This is a genomic window from Kitasatospora sp. NPDC024654, assembly GCF_055559155.1.
In genome coordinates this window covers 124,285-131,316 of the sequence record NZ_JBVHLF010000015.1, presented here as the reverse complement: position 1 = coordinate 131,316, position 7,032 = coordinate 124,285, and the positions used below count along the sequence as shown (strand labels likewise).

Below are 7,032 nucleotides of genomic sequence, written 5' to 3'. Positions count from 1 at the left end.
CCCCCCCCCCCCCCCCCCCCCCCCCCCCCCCCCCCCCCCCCCCCCCCCCCCCCCCCCCCCCCCCCCCCCCCCCCCCCCCCCCCCCCCCCGCTGCTTCTTCGCATGACCGCCTCCCGACGGCCCGCCGGGCAGGTCCGCCCTCGCCGCACCGGCGTCCTGCGCCGCCGGCCGCGCGGATCCCTTCGCTTCCCGGCGCCCACCCCGGCGCCCGGGTCAGGCGACGAGGGTCGTGCCCGGCCGAGCAGCCTCGCCGTAGCGCTGGAGGAGGAGCGCCGCCAGTTCGGGAGCCGCACCGAGCACAGGCGCCACCAGGTCGGCACCGGCCTCGGCGGCCGCGGTGGCGATCCGGTCGGGCAGCAACCCGGGGGCCAGCAGGTACGGAGCCACCACGTTCCGCCGCAGGCCACGAGCGCGCAGGGCGGCCAGCGCGTCCGCCACCCGCGGACCGGACGTCGAAGCGTACGCGACCTCGACCGCCCCCCACCCGCGAGTGCGCTCCCAGCGGGCGGCCAGCGCGCGGGTGGCCGCGTCGGCAGTCGGATCCGAGGAACCCGCCGCGGCGAGCACCACGCCGACGCCGCGCCGGGAGTCGGCGGGGATGACCTCGGGGGCGAGGGCCTCCGCGATGCGGCGGTCGAGGGCTTCGAGGAGTAGCGGGGAGGGGGCCAGCACATCCGCGACCGGGAGGGCGGCTCCGGCGGCGCGGAGGGCGGCGGGGATGTCGTGCCTGGCGTGGAAGGCCCGGTTGAGCAGCAGGGGGACGGCCACCGCCGGTCGGCCGGCGAGGGTCGCGAGGACCTGTGGGACGCGGGGTGCGCAGTGGTCCAGGTAGGCGGTGGCCGGCCGCAGGTCCGGGCGCAGCCGGCGGACCCGGTCGGCCAGGGCCGCGACGGTCGCGGCGTGCCGGGGATCGCGGCTCCCGTGCGCGATGAGGAGGAGCACGGGTGCCGCGGGGGCCGGGTGGGGTCGGTGGGAAGTCATCGGGGGGCTTCCTCAGCGGGCGGTCTGGAGCAGACCCCGGCTGCGCAGCACCCGGCGCTCGATCGGGGTGAAGATGAGGAGATCGATGGCCACGCCGACGATGAGGATCAGGATGATGCCGAGCAGCACGCCGGGCATGTTGGAGGAGTCCCGTTGGTTCTCCAGGTAGCGGCCGAGTCCGAGGCCCAGGTCCGGTGAGCTGGCGACGAGTTCGGCGGCCATCAGGGAGCGCCAGGAGAACGCCCAGCCCTGCTTGAGTCCGGCCAGGTAGCCGGGCAGGGCGGCGGGCAGCAGCACGTGGCGGGCGCCGCGCAGGCCGGTGGCGCCGAGGGTGCGACCGGCGCGCAGGTAGAGCGGCGGTACCTGGTCGATCCCGGAGATCAGCCCGTTGGCGATCGAGGGGACGGCGCCGAGCAGGATGACGGCGTACATCATCGAGTCGTTGATGCCCAGCCAGATGACGGCGGCGGGCACCCAGGCCACCGAGGGCAGCGACTGCAGCCCGGAGAGGACCGGCCCGAGCGCGGTGCGCACCGGCCTGACCCGGGCGACCAGCAGCCCGATCGGCGTGCCGATGGCGACGGCGGCGAGGAACCCGACGACCCCGCGCCAGACGCTGGTCCAGATGATCGAGAAGAGCGTGCCCTGGTACCAGAGGTCGGTCAGGCTGTTCCAGACGTCCAGCGGGCTGGGCAGCTTGTAGGAGGCGGTGACGTGCAGGCTGTAGGTGATCTGCCAGACCGCGAGCACCAGCACGATGCCGACGAGTGGCGGCAGGGCCTTCTGGCGGAGCAGTACGCCGATCGGGGCGCGCTGCGGCTGGACGGAGTCGAGCGCGTCGAGGCCGGCCTCCAGTCCCTGGAGATCGGTGTCGGGGGACGCCGGGGTGGTGTCAGTGCTGGCCATGGCGGCGGATCTCCCCACGCAGGTCTTCGGTGATCTCGACGGACAGGTCCGCGACGCAGGCGGACTCGATGCGCCGCGGCTGTGGCAGGTCGATCCGCCACTCGCGGGCGACCCGCCCCGGCCGCGAGGAGAGCAGGACGACCCGCTGCGCGAGCCGGACCGCCTCGCGCACGTTGTGGGTGACGAACAGCACGGTGAGTTCGCGCTCGGACCAGATCCGGGTGATCTCGTCGTGCAGCACGTCGCGGGTGATCGCGTCGAGGGCGGCGAACGGCTCGTCCATCAGCAGGACGCTGCTGCCCTGGGCGAGTGCCCGGGCCATCGCGACGCGCTGGCGCATGCCGCCGGACAGCTCGTGCACCCGCTTGCCGTAGGAGCCGCCGAGCCGGACCAGTTCCAGCAGCCGCTCGGCCTCGGCGCGGCGCTCGGCGCGCGGAACGCCGTTGAGCCGCAGGGCCAGTTCGATGTTGCGGCCGGCGGTGAGCCAGGGGAAGAGCGCGTGTTCCTGGAACATCAGCGCGGGGCGCCCGCCGGCCACCTCGATGCTGCCGGAGGTCGGCCGGTCGAGGCCGGCGACCAGGTTGAGCAGGGTGGACTTGCCGCAGCCGGAGGCGCCGAGCAGGCAGAGGAACTCGCCCGCGGGCACGTCGAGGGAGATGTCGTCGAGCACCGGGGTCGCGGTGCCCGGGCGGCCGAAGGCCTTGTGCACGTGCGAGAGCCGCACGGCGGGTGCGCCGGTGCGGGCCTCGCCGGCGGGGGCGTCGGGCGAGGTGGTCAGTGCCGTGCCCATGGCGGGCACCTCCTGGCGTGAGTGTGGCGAGCGAGCAGCTGGGGCCGGGTTCTGGGGCCGGGGCCCGCCCCCGCCCGGTTCCGCGATTGGGCATCGACCGGGACGGGGCGGGGGTGGACCCCGGAGCTACGGGGTACGGCGGTACGGCGACTTGGCGGTCAGCCGGCCGGACTCAGGACGTGCCGAGCCCGTCGGCCGAGACGGTCGGCTGCCCGTCCGCCGTCAGCACCTTGTTCAGCAGGGTCAGGTCGTAGATCCCGGAGATGTCCGGTTGCTTGAGCAGCCCGGCGCTCACCGCGTGCTGGGCCTCGGTCCGCAGAGTGTCGGCCAGCGGGTCGTCCAGGAACTGGATGCTGCTCCAGGCCGGGTCCAGGACGTCGGCCGGCAGCGGGTTGCCGCCGGCCGCCTGGAGGGCCTTGTTGGCGTCCTGCTCGGCCTGTTCCGGGTTGGCCCTGATGAAGGCGTTGGTCGCGACCGAACCCCGCAGCACGGCCTCCACCACGTCCGGGTGCGCCTTGAGGAACTTCTGCGACACGATGATGTTGGTGACCACGAACTGCTTGTTCGGCCACAGGTCGCGCTCGTCGAGCAGCACCTTGGCGCCCTTGGCGACCAGCTGGGAGGCGGTCGGCTCGGGCACCCAGGCGCCGTCGATCGCGCCGGAGGCGTAGGCGTCCGGGGTGACCTTGTTGTCGGTGCGGACCACCTCGACGTCGCCGGCGCCGGACTGCGGGTCCTCCTTGAAGCCCTGGCCGGCAAGGTAGTTGAGCAGTGCCACGTCCTGGGTGTTGCCCAGCTGCGGGGTGGCTATCTTCTTGCCCTTGAGGTCGTCCAGGCTGTGGATCTTGTTGGGGTTGACCACCAGCTCGACCCCGCCGGAGGCCGAGCCGCCGATGATCTTCAACGACTGGCCCTGGGACTGCACGTAGCCGTTGATCGCGGGCGAGGGGCCGATCCAGCCGATGTCGATGGAGCCGGCGTTCAGTGCCTCGATCTCCGCCGGACCGGCGTTGAAGATCTGGGTCTTGAGCTGGGTGCCGCCCAACTCCTTCTGGAACAGGCCGTCCTGGACGCCGACCAGCGCGGTGCCATGGGTCAGGTTGGCGAAGTAGCCGATCTTCACGGTGTCGGCGGAGAGCTTGGCGCCGGTGGCCGCGGCCGGGGCGGCGTCGCTCTTGACGGCCTTCGAACCGTAACTGCAGGCGCTCAGCAGGCTGACGGTGGTCAGCCCGGCGACGGCGAGGAGGAGGGAGCGTCTGGCCCGGCCGGCGCCGTGGCGGGAGGGGGTATGGACGGGTGCCTGGGTGGAAGCCATCGAGGTGTCCTCTGCTGGAACGGTCGAGGGAAGGTGGTGCGGAGGCAGGACCAGCGGTCGGGGCGGCCGCTGTCCGACAGGGCGTCGAACAGCCCTGTCAGCACTCACATCGCGTCATGCCGCCCTGGCCGCTGCCGAGGACGCCGCTGCCGATGCGGCCGCCTTCCTTGTCCATGCCGGAGAACGCCTCGCCGGACATCAGACCCAGTCCTCCTCGTCCGGCGAAGTCGCCTCCACCACACCGGTGTTGAAGGACTCGCCGGCCATGCCGGCGGTGAGGGTGGTGCCGTCGGCCGGGTCGATCAGCAGGAACGAACCGGTCCGGCGGTTGTCGGCGTAGTCGTCGAGGGCCAGCGGCTCGGCGGTGCGCAGCAGCAGCCGGCCGATGTCGTTGACGTGCAACTCGTCGGCGTCGCCGCGCCGTTCCAGCGTGTCGATGTCGATCCGGTGGCTGATCTCCTTGACCAGCGCGCGCACGGTCCGGGTGGTGTGCTTGAGCAGCACCTTGTCCCCGGCCCGCAGCGGGCGCTCGTGCAGGTGGCAGACGGTCGCCACGACGTCCTTGGTGGGGACGGTGGTCGGGCCGGCCGCCAGCAGGTCACCGCGGGAGACGTCGATGTCGTCGGCGAGGCGGACGGTCACCGACTGGGGGGCCCGGGCGATGTCGGTCGGCGTGCCGAGCGCGTCGATGCCGGCCACGGTCGTGGTGCGGCCGGCCGGCAGCACGGTGACGGTGTCGCCGGTGCGCAGCACGCCGGAGGCCAACTGGCCCGCGTAGCCGCGGTAGTCGCGGAAGTCACCGGACTGCGGCCGGATCACGTACTGGACCGGGAACCGGGCGGGCTCGGCGCCGGGGTCGGTGTCGACCCGCACGGTCTCCAGGTGCTCGAGCAGGGTCGGGCCGCCGTACCAGTCCATCCGGGCGGAGGGCTCGACGACGTTGTCGCCGGCGAGCGCGGAGATCGGGATCGCCACGACGTCGCGCACGCCGAGCGAGGCGGCGTAGCCGGTGAACTCGGCGGCGATGGCGGCGAAGACGGGCTCGGCGTAGTCGACCAGGTCCATCTTATTGACGGCCAGCACCACGTGTGGGACCCGCAGCAGGGCGGCGACGGCGGCGTGCCGGCGGGTCTGTTCGACGACGCCGTTGCGGGCGTCGACCAGGACCACGGCGAGTTCGGCGGTGGAGGCGCCGGTGACCATGTTGCGGGTGTACTGCACGTGCCCCGGGGTGTCGGCGAGGATGAACCGGCGTCTGGGGGTGGCGAAGTAGCGGTAGGCGACGTCGATGGTGATGCCCTGCTCGCGCTCGGCCCGCAGGCCGTCCGTGAGCAGCGCCAGGTCCGGTGCCTGCTGGCCGCGCCTGCGCGAGGCGTGCTCGACCGCCTCCAACTGGTCGGCCAGCACCGACTTGGAGTCGTGCAGCAGGCGGCCGACCAGGGTGGACTTGCCGTCGTCGACCGAGCCGGCGGTGGCGAACCGCAGCAGGGAGGTGGTCGTTGCGGTGGTCATGTTAGAAGTACCCCTCGCGCTTGCGGTCTTCCATGGCGGCTTCGGAGAGCTTGTCGTCGGCTCGGGTCGCACCTCGCTCGGTGAGGCGCGAGGCGGCGATCTCCGTGATCACGGCCTCGATGGTGGCGGCGTCCGAGTCGACGGCGCCGGTGCAGGACATGTCGCCGACCGTGCGGTAGCGCACCAGCCGGCGCTCCACCGTCTCGTGCTCCCTGGGGCCGCCCCAGTCGCCGGCGGTCAGCCACATGCCGTCGCGGGCGAAGACCTCGCGTTCGTGGGCGTAGTAGATCTCGGGCAGTTCGATGGACTCGCGCTCGATGTACTGCCAGACGTCCAGCTCGGTCCAGTTGGAGAGCGGGAAGACCCGGACGTGCTCGCCGACCGCGTGGCGGCCGTTGTAGAGCGACCACAGTTCGGGGCGCTGGCGGCGCGGGTCCCAGGCGCCGAACTCGTCGCGCAGCGAGAAGACGCGCTCCTTGGCGCGGGCCTTCTCCTCGTCGCGACGGCCGCCGCCGAAGACCGCGTCGAACTTCCCCCGCTCGATGGCGTCCAGCAGCGGGACGGTCTGCAGCGGGTTGCGGGTGCCGTCGGGGCGCTCGCGCAGCCGCCCGTCGTCGATGAACTCCTGGACGGAGGCGACGTGCAGGCGCAGGTTGTGCTCGGCCACCACGCGGTCGCGGTAGGCGATCACCTCGGGGAAGTTGTGCCCGGTGTCCACGTGCAGCAGCGCGAACGGCACCGGCGCGGGCCAGAACGCCTTGAGCGCCAGGTGCAGCATGACGATGGAGTCCTTGCCACCCGAGAACAGGATCACCGGACGCTCGAACTCCCCCGCCACCTCACGGAAGACGTGCACCGACTCGGCTTCGAGGACGTCCAGGTGGGACAGGGCGGTGGTGGCCACCAGGCGGTCGGTCGCGGTCGTCACGCGAGGCCCCTCTCGGTCAGGAAGGCGTGCAGTTGGGCGGCGGACTCGGCCACCGTGCGGCCCTGGGTCTGGATGCGCAGCTCGGGGGAGGCCGGGGCCTCGTAGGGGTCGTCGACCCCGGTCAGGCCGGAGAGCTCACCGGCCGCCTGCTTGGCGTACAGGCCCTTGACGTCGCGCTCGGAGCAGAGCTCGACCGGGGTGGCGACGTGGATCTCCAGGAAGTCGGTGCCCTCGGCCTCGTGCCGGGCGCGCACGGCGGCCCGCGAGTCGGCGTAGGGGGCGATCACCGGTGCCAGCACCTTGACCCCGTTCGAGGCCAACTTCTCGGCGACGAAGCCGATCCGGGTGACGTTGGTGTGCCGGTCCTCGCGGGAGAAGCCGAGGCCCCTGGAGAGGAACTCGCGGATCTCGTCGCCGTCCAGCACCTCGACCCGGTGGCCCTCGGCGGTCAGCCGTTCGGCCAGCGCGAAGGCCAGGGTGGTCTTCCCGGCACTGGGGAGCCCGGTCAGCCACACCGTGGCGCCGCGCTCGCAGGCGGCGCCCGCCGCGGCAGCCCCGGCGGCCGGGGTGGTGGTGGCTGTGGTCACGTCAGTACTCCAG

The 7,032-nt window shown here is 73.1% G+C and carries 7 protein-coding genes; all 7 read right to left on the bottom strand.

Annotation, left to right across the window (positions count from 1 at the left end; genetic code table 11):
- Positions 1–213: 213 nt before the first annotated feature.
- The 7 genes from ACZ38L_RS12555 to cysC all read right to left on the bottom strand — a co-directional run bounded on the left by ACZ38L_RS12555 (position 214) and on the right by cysC (position 7,019).
- Positions 214–981, bottom strand: a complete 768-nt coding sequence (locus ACZ38L_RS12555; protein WP_465692008.1) for a sirohydrochlorin chelatase — start codon at positions 979–981, stop codon at positions 214–216.
- A 12-nt stretch (positions 982–993) separates the two neighbouring features.
- Entirely contained in the window at positions 994–1,887 is an 894-nt protein-coding gene (locus ACZ38L_RS12550) for an ABC transporter permease (protein ID WP_465692006.1), read from the bottom strand.
- A complete protein-coding gene (locus ACZ38L_RS12545) occupies positions 1,874–2,677 on the bottom strand; it encodes an ABC transporter ATP-binding protein (protein ID WP_465692004.1) in 804 nt (267 codons plus the stop codon). The genes ACZ38L_RS12550 and ACZ38L_RS12545 overlap by 14 nt, the downstream gene beginning before the upstream one ends.
- Positions 2,678–2,849: 172 nt before the next feature.
- Positions 2,850–3,992, bottom strand: a complete 1,143-nt coding sequence (locus tag ACZ38L_RS12540; protein WP_465692002.1) for an aliphatic sulfonate ABC transporter substrate-binding protein — start codon at positions 3,990–3,992, stop codon at positions 2,850–2,852.
- Positions 3,993–4,190: 198 nt separating this feature from the next.
- Positions 4,191–5,504 carry a sulfate adenylyltransferase subunit 1 gene (locus ACZ38L_RS12535; protein ID WP_465692000.1) on the bottom strand — a complete coding sequence of 438 codons (1,314 nt, stop codon included), beginning with the start codon at positions 5,502–5,504 and terminating at the stop codon, positions 4,191–4,193.
- Position 5,505: 1 nt separating this feature from the next.
- Positions 5,506–6,432 (bottom strand): sulfate adenylyltransferase subunit CysD, encoded by a 927-nt coding sequence (gene cysD / locus ACZ38L_RS12530; protein WP_465691998.1) that lies wholly within the window; start codon positions 6,430–6,432, stop codon positions 5,506–5,508.
- A complete protein-coding gene (cysC, locus tag ACZ38L_RS12525) occupies positions 6,429–7,019 on the bottom strand; it encodes an adenylyl-sulfate kinase (protein ID WP_465691996.1) in 591 nt (196 codons plus the stop codon). Before cysC ends, cysD begins: the two co-directional genes overlap by 4 nt.
- Positions 7,020–7,032: the final 13 nt, after the last annotated feature.